The sequence below is a fragment of the Nocardia sp. NPDC005978 genome (genome assembly GCF_040614455.1).
GTDB lineage: Bacteria > Actinomycetota > Actinomycetes > Mycobacteriales > Mycobacteriaceae > Nocardia.
On sequence record NZ_JBEXUS010000106.1, the window covers coordinates 1 to 21,390 of the forward strand.

The 21,390-nt window shown below is 68.2% G+C and carries 17 protein-coding genes; 3 read left to right on the forward strand and 14 right to left on the reverse strand.

The window, feature by feature from the left end:
- Positions 1 to 135 precede the first annotated feature (135 nt).
- From ABZ319_RS32550 to ABZ319_RS32565, 4 genes are all read right to left on the reverse strand, one after another.
- Positions 136 to 417: a barstar family protein gene (locus tag ABZ319_RS32550; RefSeq protein ID WP_354990392.1), complete on the reverse strand. Its 282-nt coding sequence runs from the start codon at positions 415 to 417 to the stop codon at positions 136 to 138.
- A gap of 571 nt (positions 418 to 988) precedes the next feature.
- Positions 989 to 1,777, reverse strand: a complete 789-nt coding sequence (locus tag ABZ319_RS32555; protein ID WP_354990372.1) for an ABC transporter permease — start codon at positions 1,775 to 1,777, stop codon at positions 989 to 991.
- The gene (locus ABZ319_RS32560) at positions 1,777 to 2,514 is read right to left on the reverse strand and encodes an ATP-binding cassette domain-containing protein (protein ID WP_354990373.1); all 738 of its coding nucleotides are present in this window, start codon (positions 2,512 to 2,514) and stop codon (positions 1,777 to 1,779) included. Before ABZ319_RS32560 ends, ABZ319_RS32555 begins: the two co-directional genes overlap by 1 nt.
- Positions 2,515 to 2,634: 120 nt before the next feature.
- Positions 2,635 to 3,117, reverse strand: coding sequence for a hypothetical protein (locus tag ABZ319_RS32565; protein WP_354990374.1), 483 nt, complete (start codon positions 3,115 to 3,117; stop codon positions 2,635 to 2,637).
- Positions 3,118 to 3,489: 372 nt separating this feature from the next.
- Between ABZ319_RS32565 and ABZ319_RS32570 the strand changes: the two genes are divergently transcribed.
- The 3 genes from ABZ319_RS32570 to ABZ319_RS32580 are packed head-to-tail and all read left to right on the forward strand — an operon-like array spanning position 3,490 to position 6,127.
- Complete coding sequence (locus ABZ319_RS32570) at positions 3,490 to 4,494, forward strand: ATP-binding cassette domain-containing protein (RefSeq protein WP_354990375.1); 1,005 nt, start codon at positions 3,490 to 3,492, stop codon at positions 4,492 to 4,494.
- Positions 4,494 to 5,309, forward strand: a complete 816-nt coding sequence (locus ABZ319_RS32575) for an ABC transporter permease (RefSeq protein ID WP_354990376.1) — start codon at positions 4,494 to 4,496, stop codon at positions 5,307 to 5,309. Before ABZ319_RS32570 ends, ABZ319_RS32575 begins: the two co-directional genes overlap by 1 nt.
- Positions 5,306 to 6,127, forward strand: coding sequence for an ABC transporter permease (locus tag ABZ319_RS32580; RefSeq protein ID WP_354990377.1), 822 nt, complete (start codon positions 5,306 to 5,308; stop codon positions 6,125 to 6,127). The genes ABZ319_RS32575 and ABZ319_RS32580 overlap by 4 nt, the downstream gene beginning before the upstream one ends.
- A gap of 623 nt (positions 6,128 to 6,750) precedes the next feature.
- On the opposite strand, the gene ABZ319_RS32585 is transcribed toward ABZ319_RS32580, so the two are convergent.
- From ABZ319_RS32585 to ABZ319_RS32630, 10 genes are all read right to left on the reverse strand, one after another.
- On the reverse strand, positions 6,751 to 8,268 hold the full coding sequence (locus ABZ319_RS32585) for a DUF222 domain-containing protein (protein ID WP_354990378.1): 1,518 nt from the start codon (positions 8,266 to 8,268) through the stop codon (positions 6,751 to 6,753).
- Positions 8,269 to 8,411: 143 nt separating this feature from the next.
- Positions 8,412 to 10,046, reverse strand: coding sequence for a fatty acyl-AMP ligase (locus tag ABZ319_RS32590; protein WP_354990379.1), 1,635 nt, complete (start codon positions 10,044 to 10,046; stop codon positions 8,412 to 8,414).
- Between the two features lie 22 nt (positions 10,047 to 10,068).
- Positions 10,069 to 11,352, reverse strand: coding sequence for a wax ester/triacylglycerol synthase domain-containing protein (locus ABZ319_RS32595; RefSeq protein WP_354990380.1), 1,284 nt, complete (start codon positions 11,350 to 11,352; stop codon positions 10,069 to 10,071).
- Positions 11,349 to 12,515 (reverse strand): acyl-CoA dehydrogenase family protein, encoded by a 1,167-nt coding sequence (locus ABZ319_RS32600; RefSeq protein ID WP_354990381.1) that lies wholly within the window; start codon positions 12,513 to 12,515, stop codon positions 11,349 to 11,351. The genes ABZ319_RS32595 and ABZ319_RS32600 overlap by 4 nt, the downstream gene beginning before the upstream one ends.
- Positions 12,512 to 12,754, reverse strand: a complete 243-nt coding sequence (locus ABZ319_RS32605) for an acyl carrier protein (RefSeq protein WP_354990382.1) — start codon at positions 12,752 to 12,754, stop codon at positions 12,512 to 12,514. Before ABZ319_RS32605 ends, ABZ319_RS32600 begins: the two co-directional genes overlap by 4 nt.
- Before the next feature lie 112 nt (positions 12,755 to 12,866).
- The gene (locus tag ABZ319_RS32610) at positions 12,867 to 14,180 is read right to left on the reverse strand and encodes a SidA/IucD/PvdA family monooxygenase (RefSeq protein WP_354990383.1); all 1,314 of its coding nucleotides are present in this window, start codon (positions 14,178 to 14,180) and stop codon (positions 12,867 to 12,869) included.
- Positions 14,173 to 15,726: a pyridoxal-dependent decarboxylase gene (locus ABZ319_RS32615; RefSeq protein ID WP_354990384.1), complete on the reverse strand. Its 1,554-nt coding sequence runs from the start codon at positions 15,724 to 15,726 to the stop codon at positions 14,173 to 14,175. The genes ABZ319_RS32610 and ABZ319_RS32615 overlap by 8 nt, the downstream gene beginning before the upstream one ends.
- Positions 15,727 to 15,788: 62 nt before the next feature.
- Positions 15,789 to 17,231 (reverse strand): condensation domain-containing protein, encoded by a 1,443-nt coding sequence (locus ABZ319_RS32620; protein ID WP_354990385.1) that lies wholly within the window; start codon positions 17,229 to 17,231, stop codon positions 15,789 to 15,791.
- Positions 17,228 to 19,561 carry a penicillin acylase family protein gene (locus tag ABZ319_RS32625; RefSeq protein ID WP_354990386.1) on the reverse strand — a complete coding sequence of 778 codons (2,334 nt, stop codon included), beginning with the start codon at positions 19,559 to 19,561 and terminating at the stop codon, positions 17,228 to 17,230. Before ABZ319_RS32625 ends, ABZ319_RS32620 begins: the two co-directional genes overlap by 4 nt.
- Positions 19,558 to 21,378, reverse strand: coding sequence for an IucA/IucC family protein (locus ABZ319_RS32630; RefSeq protein WP_354990387.1), 1,821 nt, complete (start codon positions 21,376 to 21,378; stop codon positions 19,558 to 19,560). The genes ABZ319_RS32625 and ABZ319_RS32630 overlap by 4 nt, the downstream gene beginning before the upstream one ends.
- Positions 21,379 to 21,390 lie beyond the last annotated feature (12 nt).

Sequence of the window (21,390 nt, forward strand, 5' to 3'; positions counted from 1 at the left end):
AGCGCGCTGCCGCCGGCGGGCGCCTGGCCACCGCCGACCTGGGCTGAGCCCCACAACACCCGTGTGCGCCCGCCGAAACCCTCTGGTTTCGGCGGGCGCACTCGTTGGCTGCGGCTTCTCCGGGCGGTTGACCTGCTACTCGCGGATTACTCGAATTCCTTGCTCCTGGAACAGATCGAGCACCACCGCAACCCAGTCCGGTCCCGAATCACCGGCCATCGCACGATGCGCGTCCGCCACCTCGAACCGCGTCCATCGCAGCGTGAACGGCCAGGTGGCACCGAATCCGCCGCACAGGCAGTCCGCCAGGGCATCGAGATTCCAACCGAAATAGCCGCCCGGACCGTTGATCGCCTCGCCCAGCGCGCAATAGAAGCCATCGATATCGGTGACCGCGTCCCCGACGAGCGTGTACACCTCATTCGCCGGTGCATCCGAAACGTCGCGATCCTGAAATCCACTCCGCGTCAAGGCAACCGAAAGCCAGGCTTGCTTGCCTCTGGCGTCGAGTCCGTACCAGAGCCCGGGACGGTTCAACCGGCCCGCGCGAACCAGATCCCATACCCATTCCGTGCCCCGCACCGCGCCGCGGTCCACCGTGACACCGATATCGAGCAGACCGGGGCCTGCGGCGGAGGCCCGCACACTCGTGACCGTCGTGGGACCGACGAAGTACGACCCGATGGCCGTATCTTCAGTTCCGATCAGCTCGAGCCAGGCGGGACCGGCGTAGGCGCGGCGACGACCCACGTGCTCGGTTGCGGCCAGCAGCTTTCCCTCGACCGCACAACCCAAAAGCTCCAGGGCCCAGCCGCTCTCGTCATCCGGAGCCGCGAAGAGCCCCCGAACCTCCGAGATATGCGCCCAGTGGTCGGCCTCCTCGTCACCGATCAGCGCGTATTTCCGCCGGCCGACAAGACCCATACCACTCCCGATTCACCGCGGCGCTCTCCCGCGCCGGATTCTGCCAGAGCGGGAGAGCAGCGGGTCAGGTGTTCTTGGTGTCCGACAGGGAGAGGCGGACCGTGCCGAAGGCGAAGATCAGCACGCAGAGGATGGCGAAGTAGGCCAGGGAGCCGTTCTGGCCGCCGAAATAGCTTTCGATGGTCGAGAGCTGGCCTACGCCGAGCTCGCCGTTCTTGAAGGGCGACAGGCGTTGCAGGAGCAGGCCCGGGTCGCCGGGGATCAGGGTCACGAAGACCTCCACGCCGAACTTCCAGAGCAGGACCGCCATGACCACCAGGCCAGGCTTGGGGAGCAGGGCCGAGACGCCGAGGCCCAGGGCGGTGACGAGCACCGCGAAGAGGGGGACGCAGATCAGCAGGCGGATCCCATCGCCGGAGAAGGCGTCCACCTTGCCCCAGATCTCGGGGAACAGGCGGGGGAAGCCGCCGAGCATGATGAACGTCGCGGCGAAGGACGTGACAGCGGAAACGGCACCGAAGACAATCAGTTTCGCGACGGGGAGCAGCCAGCGGCGGGGCTGGATCGCGAAGGCCGTCTCGATCGTACGGTCCTTGACCTCCGCGCACAGCGACGTCACGCCGCCGGACATCAGGATGAAGGTGGAGAAGATCAGGATCCAGTAGGCGGCATTGTTGGTGTGCATGCCGCCCGCACCGCGGAAGGTATTCGACTCGGTCGCCTTGGCGATGCCGAAGTTGATCGCCACCGGAATCACCAGGGCCAGCGGAACCACCGCGTACCAGAGCGAACTGCGCCGCGAGAGCTTGGCGGCTTCACTGCGCACAGACTGCGCCAGATAGGTGACCACCATTACCGAGCACCTCCCGTCGCGGTGTACTGCACACTGCCGCGGGTGATCTCGATGTATGCCGACTCCAGCCTGCGCGGGCCGGTGCCCTTGGCGACCAGATCATCCTTGGTCGTATCGGACAGCACCGTGCCCCTGCCCATGATGACGACCCTCGTTCCGGTGATTTCGACCTCGGTCAGATTGTGCGAGGCCACGAGCAGGCATTTGCCCTCGGCCGCCAGTCCGGAGACCAGCTCCCGCAGCCACAGAATGCCCTCGACGTCCAGACCATTGGCGGGCTCGTCCAGCACGACCGTCTTGGGATCACCCAGCAGCGCGGACGCGATGCCGAGCCGCTGCAGCATGCCGTAGGAGAAGCCGCCGACGGTCCGCTTCGCCACCCCTTCCAGCCCCACGCGTTCCAGCGCGGGAGCCACGACCGACTTGGGCAGCCCGCCCAGCCGCGCCTGCCACAGCAGATGCTGGGTGGCGGTGTGATCGGGATTGCGCGCGAACGCCCCGAGTCCGAACCCGATCTCGCGCAGGGTATTCGGGTAATCCCGCAGTGACCGGCCATTGACGGTGATCACGCCCGCACTCGGCCGCGCCAGCCCGGCGATCATTCGCATGACGGTGGTCTTGCCCGCGCCGTTCGGCCCGAGCAGGTAGGTGATCCCGCCCGCTTCGGCATCGAAGGACACCTCGTCCACCGCCACGGTATCGCCGAAACGTTTGGTAATGCCGCGCACGCCGATCATGACGCGGTCCTGAGTAACTGTCGCACAGTCGAATTCACTTCCGTATGGCTCCACACACGAAGCGACCCCCCGGAAGAATCGCATTCGGGGGGTCGCTCCGACGTGCCTGGATCAGGTGGCTCAGTAGCCGAAGCTCGGATTGCCCGAGCACTGCATCTCCGCGCAGGTGGCCTTCCAATCGAACTTCCAGAGGCCGCCATCGCGCAGGAAGTGGTACTTCGTGCTGGTGGCCGGGAAGCCCGCCATCAGACCCTCGACCGTGACCGAGAGGCTGTCGCCGGACACCTGAACCGGTCCGATCGCGCGACCCTGGATGGAGAAGAAGTCATAGCTGGTGCTCGCCTGCATGACCCGCTCGAGCGCGGGACGCGCGCCCGCGCCGTTGTAGCTCACCTCGATCTTGGGATCGATGCCGATGTTCGGGTTCCAGAACGCGGCGAAGGCCTTCTCGATCTGGTGCAGGCTCGGCGTGCCATCGCGCAGGTAGAGGTCCGAAGCCTGGGAATCGCGAATGGAGATGTCAGCCGAGGCCGGCTGCGCGAAGCCGAGTCCGAGGATGGCGGCGGCAATGGCCACCATGGCGACCTTGATGAATTTTGGCATGACAGCCCTTCTGGACGGCGAGCGAAAACGATGCGCCGCAGGGGCGTTCGCGAAACGAGCACGAACGCGAGAGCGGCACTCACCCGCGCGGTGGAGCGATCGCGGGGCGTAGCTCGAGCGGGCAAGCATCACGCTAACCAAGGGACTTAGGTAAGTCAATCCTAAGTGGAGTACCCATCGCCGCATGTGAGGGCCTCCAACCTGGGTGACCCATGGAGAGCCGGGTCACAGCACGCACTGATTGGTTAGTCTAGCCTTGCCTAACAAGAATCGAGTCCCGAACGGGGCTCACGAGGAGGGAATCGACATGCCGATGAGGATCCATTCACCGAACGCCCTACCGCGGTTCGTGCCGACCGTGGCGCGGGCGTCGTGACCTCGCCGGACGCCGGTACACCGGGGGCGGAGCGCGGCATTCAGGGGACGACGCCGGCAATCGAGGTCGGCGACCTGGTCAAGGCCTACGGAGAAGTCAAGGCACTCGGGGGAATATCGTTCGAGGTGGCCCCGGGCGAGGTGCTGGGCCTGCTCGGCCCCAACGGCAGCGGCAAGACCACCACGGTCACCATGCTGTCCACCCTGCAGCGGCCGACCTCCGGCATCGCCCGCATCTGCGGTCACGATGTGGTGGCCGATGCCGCGCGCGTGCGCGAACTCGTCTCTCTCACCGGGCAATACGCCGCACTCGATGGTGGACTGACCGCGGTGGAGAACCTCGCGGTCTTCGGCAAGCTCACGGGCCTGCGCGGACACGCGCTGAAGACCCGAATCGACGAACTGGTCGAGCAATTCGATCTGGGCGCGGTACGCGATCGGCGCGTGAGCGCACTCTCGGGCGGCATGCAGCGCCGAGTGGACATCGCGAGCGCACTGGTGACCCGACCCGAAGTCCTGTTCCTCGACGAGCCGACCACGGGCCTGGACCCGCGCAGCCGAGCCTCGGTGTGGGACACCGTCACCGGACTGCGCGCCGAGGGCATCACGGTGCTGCTGACCACGCAGTACCTGGAGGAAGCGGACCGGCTCGCGGACCACATCGTCATGCTCAATCAGGGCACCGTGGTCGCGGCGGGCACACCGGGACAACTCAAGCAGCAAATCGGTGCGGCCGTGTGCGAAGTGACGCTCATCGAGCGCTCGGACACCGAACGCACCCTCGCGCTGCTCGAGGGCTTGGAAATCGTCGAATCACCTTCCGAGGGAACAGCATCCGGCGCGGCAGCGCATCCACGACTGGTCGTGCGCGCGCCCGAGGGCATGGCCACGGTGTCCGAGGTCATCACTCGCCTGCGCGGCGCGAACATCGATGTCGTCGACATCGGATTGCGACAGCCCTCCCTGGACGAGGTATTCCTCCAGCTCACGGAGTCGCGCTGATGTCCACTCTTACCGCCGAACCCGCCACCGTCACGCGAGCGGGCACGATCGCGCGCGCCTCGGTCGGCCTGGGAACCGCGACCGCGACCCTGGCCCGGCAGAAGATTCTCGCCGCAATCCGTTCCGGTGACGGCATTTTCGCCGTCTTCGGCCCCGTGGTGTTCTTCGTCTGCTTCTATGTGCCACTGCATCGCCAATTCGAACTCGGCGGCGGGCACTACGCGCAATTCCTCACGCCCATCATCCTGTTGCAGGCCGGACTGTTCACCGCCATCAGCGCCACCGAAGTCGCCGGGCACGACGCTCGCGCCGGAGTGCACGAGCGCATGATGTCCCTGCCCATCCCCCGCATCACGCCATTCCTGGGCCGAATGGCCTGGGTGATCGTGCGCATGCTGCTGGCCCTGGCCGGCGGTGTGGGAATCGGGTACAGCCTGGACTTCCGCTTCCACGGTTCAGCGATCGACACCGCGGCTTTCATCGCCCTGGTCGTGGTCTTCGGTTTGGCCCTGAGCATGCTCACCGACGCCGTCGGCACGGTGGCGCGAAACTCGGTCTCGGTGGCCAGTATCCTCATGATTCCGCAGCTGATCCTGGTTATGGCCTCCACCGGACTCGTTCCGGCCGCGGGCTTTCCGGACTGGATTCAGCCCTTCGTCCGCAACCAGCCGCTCTCGGCATTCGCCGACGCCCTGCGCGGACTGGCCGCGGGCACCGATCCCGACTTGACCGCCGCCCTGCTGTGGTCGGCCGGACTCCTCTCCGCGGGCCTGCTCGCGATCACGGCCGCGGGCCGAGCACAGGTGGGCCGATGACCCAGACCACGACCACGCCCACCGCATCGACGTGGCCCGCCCGGCACTCGGTGTCCCTGGTGCGCCAATCCCTGGTGCACGCGAGCGCACTACTGCGCTCGTGGTCCCGGGATCCCGGAATCATCGTGCAATCCATGGTCTTTCCGGCTTTCATGCTGCTGATGTTCCAGCTGGTACTGGGTAAAACCGTCACCTCCATGGGTGGCGGCGACAGCGTGTACGGCAATGCCGGACTCGTCGCGCTCGTCGGCGCGCTCTTCGGCACGCTTGCCACCGCCATCACCCTCATTCAGGAGCGGGATACCGGTCTGCTCGCGCGCACCTGGACGCTCCCGGTTCCGCGCGCCGGTTTCATCGCGGGGCGGCTGCTCGCAGAGGCCCTGCGCACCGGGCCCGCGACGATCATCCTGTTCCTGGTTGCCATCCCGCTGGGCTTCCGTTTCGAGCACGGCGTGCTGGCCGCGCTGGGCGCGATCCTCGTTCCGATGATCTTCGCCATCGGTATCGCGGTGCCGGTGATCGCCATGGCGACAGTCGCTTCGGGCAAACAGGCGGTGCAGCAGTTGGGAGGACTGTTTCTGCTGCTGTTGTTCTTCAACAGCGGGTTCGCGCCGGTTACCGAGTATCCGGGCTGGTTGCAGCCGGTGGTGCGGCATCAGCCGATGACGCCGGCGATCGATGCTATTCGGGGATTGACCGAGGGTGGGGCGGTTGCCAAACCTCTTGCTATCACAGTGCTCTGGGCCGTTGGGTTGATCGTTGCTTTCGGGCCGCTTGCGGTTCGGGGGTATCGGCATGCGGCGGAGCAGCGGCGGTGATCGGGTTGAGTGGGGGTAGGTAGGGCACGTGGCCCTCGCAGCGGGGCTGCGGGGGCCATTTTGCTGTAGGTGGGAGGGGATCGTCGCGTTGGGTGCCCTACCGCAGGAAAGACAACTGGATAGCGGAGTGCCAGCGGGGGCGGGTTGGGTGCCTCGACTTCGGTTGGGTGCCTGGCTGGGGAAAGACGCCTGGATAACGGAGGACCAGCGTGGCCGGGTTGGGAGCCTCGACGGCGGTACCAGCCCTACCGGGCCGATAAACGGGATCCACCACCGGTGGGGGTACAACCAACCGCCAAATGGATTACCGCTCACCACAATCACCCTCTAAGGCAGTACCAGCATTCAACGATGACGGATCTTGTGTCTGTAAGTCTCGAGAAGGTTCCCACGGCCATCCAGCCACGCTGAGAGGGCGAAAGCGCTCCCAACCGGGGAGCCGAAGTCGGGTACGGCAGGCGAAGTGACCAGCACTGCCTCGTTGTACTTGCTTGTCCTCCCGAACCCCGCCGGAAGACGCACGGCGCGTGTGGGTCTCGGCTACGTCGGCCACTGGAGTGAACACCGATGCCGCTCTTTGGGTTTGGTCTTTGGGGATTCGGTTCCGGCTACAGGGCAGCGCTCTAGCAGAGTCGCCGCGCTGGGATACCCGGAACCCCTGAAGGACTCGACACACGCGGGTGATGACGGAAGTTCACGCGCGGTCTGCGAGCGGGGTCGATATGCGGTGGGGGTATCCACCCGGTCTTGCCCGGATGCTCCGAATCATCAGGCATGACGATCGTTTTCCAGCCGTTCGGGCCAGAGTTGACCTGGGCGTGGCAGGCGTCGCACGCGAAAGTCAGGTTCTCGATGTCCGTTTCGCCGCCATCGGCCCATTCCTTGATGTGGTGTACGGCGGAGCGGCTCGCTGGCGCGTCGCATCCCGGGCGCGTGCACCCGCGCTCGGTCGCGGTCAACGCGAGCCGTTGTGCCGGGTTGGCGAGGCGCTGGCCGCGGGACAGGTGCAGGGGTCGGCCGTTGCGGTCGAGCACCACCAGATACGGGGTCGAATTCCTGGCCACCTGGAGGGCCTGGGTGATCGACATAGTGCCACCGGTCGCGGTGGTCGCCACGCCCGCACGCTTCTCGAGGTCGTCGATGCTCATGGTGATGATCGTCGAGACAGGAAGTCCGCGATGCGATCCCAGTCGCGTGGGGCCCATGTCCGGGCGGAAGAACACCATCAGGGCATCGTGGTTGCGCTGCTCGGCGGTGCGATGGTCCTTTTTGGCAGCCGCGCGGAGCTTCGCGCGAACAGCGGCCCGGGCACGCTCGGCCGGGGTCAACGACGGGTCGTCCACATCGACGTCACCGGTGTCGTCGCCGTCGTCGAGTTCGGTATCGAGCCCGAGTTCTGCGGTGGTCCAAGGGCTTTCGGGATCATCAGGGTTGCACATGCCGGGGCGCCCGAACTTCTCGAACATCGGTTTCATGACCGCACCCAACTGCGGGGTCAGCAACCCGGTGATCGGGTACATGCCATCGATCCGCTGGTTCCCGATCTTGATACCACGTACCCGCTGCCGGTCCCGGTCCTCGATCAACCGCCCATCGGGATCGACATTGGCCAGAATCCGGACCCCGAGCGTGGTCACGCCTTTCGGGTCACCTTGGCGTGCGTACGCGGTGAGGTGCTGTTCGGCACGCTCTTTGACCTCGGGACCGGCAGCGTCGGGAATCTGTTTCAGCGCATCGTTGATAGCTTTGATGTGGTCGGCGGAGATCTCCCCGGCCCGCTGCGCTTCGGCCACATGTGGCAGCACCGGCGGCCGGGTCATCGAACCCTCGGACACCGTGGACAGCAGATCAGCGTTACGCACCCGGGTAGCAGCCTCGGCGTAGGACAGGCGCAATGTCTCCTGCAGGAACAGAATCGGGCTCTTCACCCCCGCCCGAGCGGGCAACCCCCGCGCGACAGACTCGAGCGCGCACCGCTGCTTCACAGCGTCGAGTTTGCGGAAGCTGGTTTCCAGGTGCTGAATGAACTCGATATACGCGTCATCATCCATCGAATACATCGACGATTCGAGCAGGTCTTCCACCGCGGCAGCGAGTGCGTGTGCACTCGGCGCGTTCGTGGTTTCCCTTCCCGAATTCATACCACTATTCTACTCCTTCATAGCAAGCACGAATAGCCCAATTCCATTGCGATACAACGCAATTCAGACCAATCACCCACCCGAATACACCAATGGGCCGGGTCGGATTTCCGACCCGGCCCACCGCGACCGACCTCGTGAACTCAGGCCGGGATCAAACTCGTCGCCAGCGACCGGCGGAGCTTGCCGGACGGCGTCTTCGGGAGCGAGCCCTTCGTCACGATGGTGACGACGGCGGGGGCGATGCCCACATCGTCATAGACCGCGCGGGCCACCTCCTTGCGAATCCGCTCGGCCTCGTCGGCGTTGTCGGCCGCGTCGGACTCGACGATGACCGCGATGCCTTCACGAGCCATCGACGGCAGGCGAACGCCAACGGCCGCAACGCCTCCGGGCCGCACGCCAGACACGCCACCCGCGGCGCGTTCGACGACCGTGGGGGCGATGTTGCGGCCCGCGACGATGATGACGTCCTTCTTGCGGCCGGTGACGACGACCTGGCCGTCGGGGGTCACGTAGCCGAGGTCGCCGGTCGAGAGCCAGCCGTCCTCGTCGATCGCCGAGGTGTAACCCTCCTGGGTCAGGTACCGCTTGGTGACCGCGTCGCCGCGCACCAGCAGGGTGCCGATGCGATCGGCGCCCAGGACCTGGCCCGAATCATCGACCACGCGCAGCTCGATGCCGGGGACCGGGGGGCCGAGTTTGGCCAGCGCGCGGCCGTTCTCGACGCCCTCGCGGCGCACCACACCATCACGCTCGGAGCCCTCACCGTCGATCTGATCGACGGTGAACACCTCGTCGACGGCGGCGAAGGACACCGCGAGGGTGGTCTCGGCCATCCCGTAGGCGGGCATGATCACCTCGCGAGCCAGGCCGAAACGCACCGCCTCGGTGACGAACTCGTTCAGGGTGCTCTCGTCGATCGCCTCGGCGCCGTTGACCGCGACCCGCATGCTCGACAGGTCGAACGCACCGGCCTCGGCGCGCTTGAGGCGACGAGCCAGCAGGGAGTACGCGAAGTTCGGTGCGGCGGTGAAGGTTCCACGGAACTTCGTGATGTACTCGGCCCACGCCAGCGGCTTCTTGAGGAACGCCAGGGGGGTCGTGATCACTGCGGTCGCCTGGGCGAGCATGGGGGTCAGCAGCATGCCGATCATGCCCATGTCGTGGTACAGCGGCAGCCAGCTGACCACCACGTCATCGGGGCGGAAACCCGCCGCGGTGATCATGGCGAGCTGGTTCTGGTGGATGTTGCCGTGCGAGATCGCCACGGCCTTGGGCACACCCGTGGTCCCGGAGGTCAGCTGCAGGATCGCGATGTCGTCCTCGGCCACCTCGACGTGCGCCACCGGCTCGTTCGCGGCCAGCGCCTCGATCGAGACGATCGGCGCGCCCAGATCCAGACCGCCGACGGCCGCGGTGAACGGCTCACCGAGCACGACGACCTTGGCGTCCAGCATCGCCACCACGGCGCGCGTGTCCTCGAGCCAGACCTCGAGATTCGTGCGGGGAGTCGGCTGGTGCAGCATCGTGTACGCCGCACCGCGCATCCAGGACGCCTGCACCAGTGGCCCGACGTCGCGGGGCTCCCCGGCCAGGATGGCGATGGAGCTGCCGTGCTCGACCCCGGCGGCGGCCAGGCCACCGGCGATGCGGGCGGCCTCGGCGCGCACCTGTTCCCAGGTCGCCAGGACCGGCTCGGCGACATCGCTGCCGCTCCAGAGGCCGGTGGTGGTGGAAGCGGGCTGCTCGAACAGCAGCTCGGTCACTCTACTCATTGCTGTGTCATCTCTTCCGTGTTCACGCGGCCGGGGATTCTTCGCGCAGCACGCGCTCGAAATGCTCTACGAACTTCTCGGCGTAACCCGGGGGCAGCGCGGCGGGGTCGATGACGACGCCGAACGAGGTGTTCTTGCCCAGGATCAGCGAGGTCACCGAGAACGAGTAGCCCGCCAGGGGCGACAGGGCGGTGAGTTCGGTGATGCGCTTGCCCAGCACCTCGCGGATGCGGGAGAAGCCGGGGTTGATGCCGATGTGGACATCGGGGCTCATGTGGGCCATGGCCGCGTTGGCGATGAGCCGCTGCACGGGCCACGGCGCCTGCGGGCCGCCGTCGGGAATGGCCGAGGCCAGCTCCGGGCGGCGCTTCTCGATCGTCGCCAATTCGCTACGGGCGCGCTCGATCTGACGGCCGATGTCGGTCTCGCTGCCGAGCAGGTTCAGCGGGGAGACCAGCACCGCGTTGCCGGTGTGCCGGAACTCGGGATCGTTGGTCACCGGCAGGGTCACGCGAATGACCTCGGCCGGCTTGCCCGTGCTCGGCGGGATGGTGCTGAGCGTGGTTCCGATCGCGGCCAGCACGAACTCGTGCACCGAGGCGTTGTGCTTGCGGGCGGCGCGGCGCAGGTCCCGGGTGGAGACGCTGAGCAGGGCGACCTCGCGGCGGCCGGACTTGGTGAGCTTGGGCCAGCCGCGGCCCTTGCGCCCACCGGCGTGCTGTTCGGCGAACGCGGCCTTCGATTCCTTCAGCACCTCGGGATCGATCGGCGGGGTGCGGAAGCGCGGGCTGGTGGCGAAGCGCTCGAATTCCTTGAGCTCGTCGGGGGTTCCGTCGGCGAGCAGCGCGGCGAAGGCCGCACCGGCGATGCCGTCGGACAGCGCATGGTGCACACGCAGGGCGACGACCTGAGGACCGTCACCGCTCGGGGTGAACAGCGTGAGGTGCCACAGCGGGTTCGGGCGGGCCAGCGGGGTTTCCAGCAGCTTCGCCAGGCGGCGGCGCAGATCCTCGGGGGTCGCGTAGTCGGCCCCGGCGACGTGCTGGTCCAGGTCCGGATTCTCCGCGAGCACGACTCGCGGTGCGCGCCAGCGACCTTCGGCGATACCGACCCGGAACAGGTCGAACAGGCCGATGCGCTCGGCGACCCGGGCGCGCACCTGCGCGGCGGTCAGCCGGTCACCCTCGGTGTCCAGCTCCAGCACCATGGCCCAGTGCATCGGGCGGCCCTTGCCGTCCAGGTGCAGGTAGGTGTGGTCCGGACCGGTCAGCTCGATCACGGAAGTGCTTGCGGCCGAATCACTCACGGCAGTTCCACCTGATTCTCGAACATCTTGTCGTAACGCTCCTGGTCGGGCTTCATGGCGGCCGCGACCAGCTCCCACAGCACCTCGTCGGTCCCGCCGCCGACCCGCGCCAGCTTCATGTCACGGAACCAGCGGTTGATGGGCAGCCCGGTGTCGAGGTAGCCGATGCCGCCGAAGATGTGCAGGCATTCCGAGGCCACCTCCTCCCCCAGGTGCGCGGCGGTGGCCTTGAGGGCGGCGGCGGTGCGCAGGTTGATCTTGCCCTCGGTGGCGACGCCGATCAGGGCGTAGCGCAGCATGTCCACGCGCGCCTGCAGATCCGCGACGCGCAGGCGCAGCGCCTGGTGGTCGTAGAGGCGCTTGCCGAACTGAGTGCGGTTCATCATGCGCGCCAGGGTGACCCCGAGCATGACCTCGCACGCCCCGGCGATCTGACCGGCGACCGAGAAACGCTCGTGGCCCAGGCCCCAGCTGATCATGGCCAGGCCGGTGCCGGGGCGCGCGATGAGCGCCTCCTCCGGAACCCAGGTGTCGATGGTCACCGCGGCGGTGTCCAGCGGACCCGCGCCGAGCTTTTCGTAGGGCGTGGCGATCTCGACCTGCGAGGTCGGCACGAGCACCAGCGCCACGTTGCCGTGATCGGCGGATTCGCCGTCCCCGGCGCTGCGGCCCACGACGACGATGTAGTCGGCGATCGGCGAGAGCGAGACGAACTTCTTGTGCCCGACGACGCGGTAGCCGCCGTTCTCCGGCTCGATCATGGTGCGCGCGATCTGCAGATCCGAGCCGCCGGATTCCTCCGAGGCCGCGATGCACAGCACCACCTCGGTGTCGATCGCCTTGTTCGCCAGCTCACGCTGGAAGTCGTTGCGCGCGAAGCGGCGCAGGATGGCGATGGCCGAATCGTGCAGGCTCACACCGACGCCGATGCCCGCCGAGTTCAGCGCGCCCAGGCGCTGGGCCAGGGCGAAATGCTTGCCGAGGTCCGTGAGCTTGCGGTCCTCCCACTTGCGGGCGAACACGCCTTCCCGGCCCAGGTGCTCGAGCAGCTCGCGCGGAAAACGCTTGTCCTGCTCGGCCTTCTCGGTCCACGCCACAACCTGCTCGTCGAAGACGCGGGCGAGCAGTTCGTCGTAGGTCTCGGTCACGACCGCGGTGCTCACGCGGCGACCTTGGACCGGATGAGGTCTTCCAGGTCGCCGACGGACGCCGCTTCGGACATCTCCTTTTCGGTCAGCTTGACCCCGAGGCGCTCTTCGATGGCGACCACGCCGATGGCGAAGGCGACCGAGTCGACGCCGAGGTCCTCGACCAGCAGGGACGAGCGGGTGACGTCGGCCAGCGAGAGATCGAGGTCTTCTTCGAGAATGCTGTTCAGCACATCGGTGATCTGGTCGGACATGAGGTAACTCCTTGGGGCTGAAGATTTTTGCTGCCGGGCGGGTTCACGACGCTACGCACCGAGAACCCGGATCCGGCAGGTGGGGACACACGCCGCGGGGCTGTGCGGCGTGCTATTCGAGCACTTCCTCGTCACCGACGCCGAAGCTGGTGAACGCGGTGTTGCGCTGCAGGCGGTAGACCTCGCGGCCGGCCACGCTGTTGAGGATCTTGGCGTTGCGCACCGCGCCGATGTCCAGGTTGGGCGCCGAGACGCCGATGGCGTGCGATTCGGCGTTGGCCAGGAACAGCTTTCCGGACAGGCCGTTGTCGGCGTCGACCGAGTGGTTGTTCGCCACGACCGGGCGGCCCTGCGAATCACGGTGCAGCAGTTCGTTGATCGGCGCCAGGAAGTGCTGACTGCGCGCCTTGTAGCCGGTGGCCGCGATGACCATGTCGGCGGTGTGCGCGAGCAGCGAGCCGGTGTCGCGGTGCCGGCCGCGGATGCGCAGGCGGCCGTCGTCGAGGGTGTCCAGACCCTCGACCGCGACGCCGTTGCGCAGGCGAACCGGCTGCAACTTGTCCTTGAGCTCGCGGCGGTAGAGCAGATCGTGCAGTCGCGCCAGGGTGTCGGTCGAGATGCCCTTGTGGAACTGCCAGTGCCCGGCCCGCACCTTGTCCCGGGTCTCCTCGGGCAGACTCTGGAAGTAGTCCATGTACGCGGGGGTGGTCATCTCCAGCGACAGCTTGGTGAAGTCCAGCGGCGCGAACCACGGTGTGCGCGTCCACCACTGGACGGCCGGGCCGCCGTTCAGGTTGGCCTCGAGCAGATCGACGACGATCTCCGCGCCGGACTGCCCGGAGCCGATCACGGTCACCGCACCGGCCTTGTGCGCGGCCTCCTGGTTGAACAGGTACTCCGAGCTGTGGATCAGCGCGGGCGATGCGGTCGCCAGCGCGGGCGGGATGGTCGGCTCGGTGCCGACGCCGACCACCACGTGCCCGGCGACGATGGTCGAGACCGCGCCGTTCGTGGTCACCGCGACCTCGAAGTGGCCCTGCTCCTCGTTCCACACCACCGAGTTCACGGTGGTGCCGAAGCGCAGGGTGTTCAGGCGGCGAACCACCCACAGCAGGTACGCCTCGTACTCGCGGCGGGTCGGGAAGAAGTCCTCACGCACCAGGAACGGGTACAGCCGGTCCACATCGGCCAGGTAGGCCAGGAACGTCATGGGATGGGTGGGATCGACCAGCGACACCACGTCCGAGAGGAAGCTGACCTGAAGCTTGGCTTCCTCGAACATCATTCCGGTGTGCCAGCGGAATTCCGGCACCGAGTCGACGACGAGGATGTCGACGTCGTCGACCGTCGACGCCATCGCCGCCAGCCCGATGTTGAACGGGCCCGCGCCGATCGCGAGGATGTCTACTTTTTCGAATTCACTCATGGGCCTTCACCATTTCGTCGCCGACGCTCTGCAAGCCTTCGGACTCCACTTCCAAACCGACGCGCAGCAGTTCGTCGAACAGCTCGTCGATGTCCTGCTCGGTGGTCTCCGGGTTCAGCAGGGTCAGCTTGACGCAGGTGCGCGGCTCGCCCTCGCCCCGCACGCGCACCTGGGTGCGGCCGATGAGGGCCTTGCCCGAGCTGATCAGGCGACGCCGCAGCTCGCCGTTGACCGCGTCCAGGTCCAGATCCTCACACAGGTAACGGAATACGACCGTGGTCAGGGTGACCGGCGCGACCAGCTCGAGCTGGAGTTCGGTGCCGATGCGGCCCTCGGCGTACTTGGCCAGTTCGTGGCACTGGTCCAGCATCTTGCCCATGCCGCTGCGGCCGTAGGCCAGGAAGGTGGCCGCGACCTTGAGCACGTCGGGGCGGCGGGTGGTCTGCAGGGTCTGGCCCAGCAGACCGCCGTAACCGGCCTCCACGTCGTCGTCGGGGTTCAGGTAGGCGACCGAGCGGTTCAGCGAGGCGAAGCGCTGCTGATCGGCCAGCAGGAGCACCGAGGCGGCGGCGGGCTGCCAGCCGACCTTGTGCAGGTCCAGGGTGATCGAGTCGGCGCGCTCGATGCCGGTCAGCAGCGGGGCCAGCTCGTCGGAGAACAGCGAGCCGAAGCCGTAGGCGGCGTCGACGTGCATCCAGACGCCGTGCTTGGCGGCGATGTCCGCGATCTCCGGCAGCGGGTCGATGGAACCGAAGTCGGTGGTGCCGGCGGTGGCGACGATGGCGACCGGGGTGTGGCTGGCGCGCAGCTCGGTGAGCACCTCGTCCAGGGCCTCGGGGATCATGCGGTGATCGGCGTCGACCGGAATCGGAATGGCCGCGGCCTCACCCAATCCCAGTGCGGCGCAGGCGCGGTGGATGGAGAAGTGCGCGACGCGCGAGCACAGGACCACGGGACGAGCCAGGGCGCTGACGCCGTTCTGGCGGATGTCCACACCGTTCTGCATGGCGCCGTAGTCGCGGGCGACCAGCAGCGCGAGCAGGTTCGAGTAGGAACCGCCCGGGCCGAAGACGCCGCCGGCGGACTCGGTGAAACCGGCCAGCTTGGCCAGCGCCTTGATGGTCCACTGCTCGATGCCCAGGGTCGCCGGGCCCGAATCGTAGGTGTCCAGCGAGGCATTGGTGGCACTGGCCAGCGCGTCGGCGACCACGGCCACGGTCAGCGGCGGCGGCTGCAGGTGCGCGGCGGTGAGCTTGTGCGTGAGGTCCAGGCCGTAGGCGGCGATCAGGTCCGCGAGGTGGTTCAGCGCGGCGGCCTCACCGATGCCGTCGGCCGGAATCTGCTCCGGGCCGAGGGATTCCGCGACGGCGGCGAGCATCTCGGCGGGCTGACCCGAGGGCAGCGGGGAGTTGTGGTGCCGACCTTCGACGGCCGCGGCGAGTTGCGCGAGCCCACCGCCGACCGCGGTCCAGCCGGTTCCGGGCTGGGCGAACTTGGACGCTCTGTCCCAGGGGGAATCGAATTCAGGTGACACGGGAGACCTCATAACGTTCGGTGCGGCGGGAGGGGGCGCATGCCGGGGGTGGCGGGCCCGGCGGGCGAGGGCGGTTATACGAGTTGGGGTTCGCGCACGGCGCCGACCAGGTCGGCGAGTGGGAGATCCAGTGCGCTGGGGATGCGCGCGACGAGTGCGGTGGTGATGTCCGCGGCTCGCTGGGCGCGGGCGTCGTCGACGGGACCTGGCTGATGATCGATCTCCAGGTGCACGCTGTCGTCGGCCCCGAGTTCGAAGGCCAGGGTCAGCGGGTAGTTGCCGATCCCGTGGAACACCGACTCGCAGGTGACGGTCCGGTCCGGTGGGACCGGGATGCCGCGCAGCGGGGCATTGCGGACCGAGGCCATGATCTCGGCGACCGGGAACCGGCCGCCGGCCCCGCGCAGTGCGGTGAGCACGGTCCCGTAGTCGACCCCGGCGAATTCCATCGAGCCGTACACGACCGAGGCCGCGGTGCGCAGGGCTTCGCGGACGGTCGATTCCGGGTCGAAGCGAAAGCGCATCGGCACGATGTTGCCGGTGTAGCCGACGGTGGCCGGGCCTTCGCCCTGGCGGCGGTTGTCGGCCGGGATGAGCAGGACGTGGTCGGCCTCACCGGTGAGTCCGTAGACGCCGAGCGCGCAGACGCCGATCAGCAGCGCGTTCTGGGTGGCGCCGACCTCGCGGGCGACGGCCTCGAGCGCGGCGATGTCCGAGCCCGGGACGGGCCGCTCGAAGCGGATGCCCGCGCTCTCGTCCATGGGCGAGAGCCAGCTCTGCTCGGGGCTGATGTCGGGCAGCGTGCCGTCCAGCGGGAAGCGGATACCCTCGGCGGCCCAGGTGTTCTGGGCGTGTGCCAGGGCACGGGCCACATCGTCCTGAGTCACCGGCGCGGTCGAGCGGACCGGGCGATCGTCGGCCTCGGGCCACGCGCCGGAGACCAGGGTGCCCAGCAGCAGCGGCCACGAGGTGTCGTCCACCGCGAGGTGGTGCACGACCAGCGCCACGGTGACCCGATCGTCGGCGCCGCGGGTGATGCGGGCACGCAGCGGGGGTTCGCGGGTCAGGTCGAAGGGCGACTTGGTGAAGGTGTCGGCGGCCGACCGGATATCCGAATCCCCTTGCGCGGCAGCGGGGATGGTGCCCCACTCCCAGACCGCACCGGGCTCGGCCCAGCGGCCCGCAATCTCGGTGCGCACGCGGCGGGGCGTGCCGTCCTCGGCCACGGTGATGAGCGAGCCGAGCACGGCCGCGTGCTCGACCATGGTCTCGAAGGAGGCGATGACCTCCTCCAGGCCGTAGCCGCCCTCGAAGTCCAGCACGAGACCGATGTTGTGCGACAACGATTCCGGGTCGAAGCCGTAGATCTTCCACATGCGGCGCTCGGCGACGCCGAGCGTGCCCTCGGGCACGACGGGCGTGGCGCTCGCGGCCGGGGCGGCGCCCTCGGCGGCCAGTCCGGCGGCGGCCAGGCGCTGCTTGAGCAGCTCCAGGCGGGCGGCGGTCTGCGATTTCATAGCGCTCCCAACGTCGAGGCGGCGGTGACCGGGGTGACCGGTTCGAAGGCGTCCGAGCCGGGCGCCCGGCCGAACTCCTCGTGCCCGGTCGCGTTCTCCCGCAGGATCTTCCAGTCGCTGACGATGTCGATCAGCTCCCCGCGGGCCCACAGCGGCGACTGGTCCTGGAAGTGCGGCGAGCTCTGCGCGCCGCTGACGCCCAGCGGCACGATCCAGCGGCCCGCGTCGCGATCGTCCAGGTTCCAGACGTAGCGGGCGGCCGAGCCGACGCTGCACAGGTGCGAGAAGCCGACGGCGCTGGCGTTGGCGAACACGGTCTCGGCGTCGCCGCCCAGGGGCAGCATCGCCGGGCGGATGGCCGCGTTCAGTTCCGGATGCTTGACGCCCGCCCCGACCAGATCGAAACCGTGGATGGGCGCGAACAGGTGCACGCTGCCCCAGGTCGGGATCTGCTCCCGGGTGGCGAGCGCGGCCGCGGTCGCTTCCACGGCGGCGGTGAGCGCGGCGGTGACATCCACCCCGAGGGCCGGCGCGCCGGCCACGACCGCGTCCAGCGCCGCGCCGATGCGGGTGCCCGCGATGAACCAGGGGTTGAAGGTGGGCGTGAACGGGTGCGGGGCAGCCAAACCCGCGAGCGCGGGCGCGGCGGTGAGGCCGCGCACGAAGTTCGCGCGCACTTCGGCGTACACGTAGGCGTCGGTGCTGTCGGCGTGCATGGCGCGATCCCAGTTCACCAGGCGGGTGCGCACGGCCTCGGCCTCGGCGCCGAGCCCGGTGAGCGCGCCCAGCAGTTCGGTGATCACGTCGGACCCGTCCAACTGCACGTCGCCGTGAATGCGCTCGCAGTCCGCCGCGGTGACGTTCGCGGCGTCCGCCAGCAATGCGTCGATGCGATCCGCCCGGGAGGCCGGCGCGCACTCGGTGGTCATGGGCTGCAAGGGATTCGAGTCGGCGATGCGCTGGTTGGCGATGACCGAGTAACCCTCGACGCGGGCGTCGAAGGACTCGTCGAGCACCGAGGCGGGGCGGTAGCCGCGCCACTGATAGCGCGCGTCCCAGCCCGGGACGGGCAGCCAGTAGTTCTCGTCGGCCCGGTCCGGCATCGCACCCACGACGTGATGGGCGAGATTGCCGGTGGTGTCGGCGATGACGATGCGGTTGACCGGCTCGGACCAGCCGGCCAGGGCCTGCTCGACGTCGCCGACGTTCGCGGCGAACAGCAGGTCGATGGCGGCGTCGAAGGTGACGTCCGGATCGCTGAGCATGGGGGTGCGCAGGCTCACCGCGAAGGCTTCCTCGGGTCCGCCGAAGACGACCCCGCCGTTGCCGGTGGTGATGACCTCCACGCGCACCGGCTCGCCACCGCGCACCCGGATCTCCTCGAACCGGGTGGCGACGGGCTGTGTGCCCGAAGCGGTGTCGGCCAGGACGCCGTCCGCGGTCCGCGTGAGCTTCTCGACGTAGAGGTCCTGGTAATCGCCCATGGCATTGGTGATGCCCCAGGCGACGGTGCGGGTGTGGCTGAAATGCGGCAGCGCGGGAACGCCGGCGAACGAGAAGCCGACCACGTCGAATTCCGGTGCGGCCAAATGGAACTGCTGGTAGATGCCAGGCAGTTCGAGGAACCGGTGCGGGTCGCCCGCGATGAGCGGGGCGCCGGTCTCGGTGCGGGCGGCGGCCACGCCCCAGGCATTGCTGCCGGAAATGGCGTCGCCGAAGGAGGATTCGGGCGCGGGCGCGACGGCTGCCACGGCCGGGATCAGCTCCAGCAGCTCGGCCAGGAACGCCTCGTCCGGCACCCCGGGCACGTTCACGGTGGTGTCGTCCACGCCCTCGCAGTCGAACAGCGCCAGCGCGGCCGGGCCGAGCGCGCGCACCGCGTGCACCCGCCAGAGCTTGGTGAGGAATCGGCCGAAGAGCACGTTGTGGATGATGAACACCGCGATGGGCGTCCACGGCTGCCACGGCGCGGGGCGGTGGTCGAGCCCGGTGAGCTCGATCGCCTCGGCGGTGTCCAGGGTGCTGTTGACGCCATCGACGTAGGCGCGCACCAGTTCTCGCGTGCGCGGGCTGGAGGCGTTGTAGATGCGGCGGGCGGCGGCCTCCAGCTGGGCGCGGCGGGCGAAGCGGTCCCAGCCGACGGTGTCCGCGCCGAAGACCTCGGCGGTGCGGCCCTCCGCGCGCAGGCGCAGGAACTCGAGCTGCCAGGCCCGGTCGAGCCCGCAGGCCCGGCCCTGACCGAACAGCGCGCCCGCGGCGGTGGTCGCGGTGATGTGCGGGATGCCGTGGGCGTCGCGCAGGATCTCCACGTCCGGGGTGTACTCGCTCACGAGACCGACACCTCGTCCCGCAGTTCCAGCAGCAGCGGCTCGGGCCGATGCGCGGCAATGGGATTCACGAGTTCGTGCGCGTCGTCGACCAGGGTCGAGTACGAGTCGCCGAGGTTCACCATGCGCCGGTTGTTGGTCAGCTGCAGGCGGTTCATGTGAATGGCCTTGAAGGTGGGCGCGAACATGTCCCACTTGGCGAAGCGCTCGGCGAGCTCCGGGTGCAGGTCCTGGAAGCCGATCACGCTCTCGGCGACCACGGCCCAGAAGTCCTCGTCGGCGAGCAGGCCGCTGGAGTGGAAGACCGCCGCGAGATGCCGCAGGAAGTCGTCGAACACGTCCGAGAGCACGCCCATGTTGCGGATGTCGTCGGTCGCCTCGGCGAGGGCGCGGTGGCAGGACTCGGGCAGATCGGCGGGCGCGCCGAAGATCGACACTTCCTCGCCGAGGTCCTTGAGCATGGCGCGCACCGGAACGCCCTTGTCCAGCACCAGGATCAGGTTCTCCCCGTGGGGCGAGAACTTGAGCTCGTACTTGTAGAGCAGGTACACGATCGGGTGCAGGTAGGACCGCAGGTAGCGGTGCAGCCACTCGCGGGCCTCGAGGCCCGACTCGCGCACGACGGCCGTCACGAACGGATCGCCGTGGTGGTCCACGTGCAGCAGCGCGGCCATGGTGGTGAGCTGTTCGCCCTCGCGCACCAGCGGGACCGGGCTCTCACGCCACAGCGCGGCCAGCAGCTTGCGGTATTCCGAGCCGGGCTGGGTGATGGCGGTGAAGCTGGGGCTGCGGTAGCCGATCGCCGCGACCTCGTAGAGCATGTCGAAGTCGAGCGACTTCAGGTATTCGTCGCCGCTGACCAGACCGCGGATCCAGTCGTTGATCAGCGGGGTGTTGCGCATGTAGTCCGCGGACATGCCGCGGGTGAACCCCATATTGACAATGGAGAGCGCCATTTTCACGTAGTGCCGGGCCGGCCGGGTGGTGTTGAACAGGGTGCGGATGGACTGCTGCGGCTGGTACAGGTCCGGCCCGGTGCCCAGTTCCACGATCTTCTGCTCGGCGATGTCGACGGCGTAGACGCGGGCGATCTTCTCGATCCACTGCCACGGGTGCACCGGCATGTAGTAGTAGCTCGCCGGATCCAGGCCGCGCCCGGTGAGTACCGCGCCGAAGCGGGCCAGGGTGTCCGCGCCCAGTTCGGCGGCGACGACCGAGTCGTAGTCCACGCCCTCGACCGCGGCGAACTCACAGTGCTCGCGCCGGACCGCGACCCAGGTCAGCGCGAACCGCGAACCCCATTCGGGCGCATAGTTCTCCACGTCGTGCGCGCTGAAACCGAGGCGACCGGCGTTGGCCACGATGCACGGGTGCCCCTCGGTCATGGTGCGCTCGATGGTCTGGAAGTCCGCGACCGCCAGCTCCGCCGCCGCGATGCGCCGCTCGTCGGGGCGATTCGCGCTCATGATCAGGGTGTTGGTGAACTCCTCGAGGTATTCCGGCAGCGCGTCGCGCGGAATGCCCAGGGAGCCGCTGAGATCGATGATGAGCTGGGTGGCGTCGATGCGCGCGGACTCGCCGTCGCGGGTGCGGCGCAGCGACGACTCGTCGATGCACCAGCTGTCCAGCGACAGCACCTCGGCGCGGAAACCGTATTCGGTCAGGCCGTCGTCGGAGTGCAGCACGTAGACGCCGGGGGTCAACTCGACCGGATGCACGAACCGTTCGTGGCAGAACTCGGCCAGGATCTTGGTCGCGATTCTGGTCTCGTAGGTCTGCCAGAACGCGGATAGGTGCGCGGAAGCTTCGGGGCTGGTCAAAGCACTACCTTC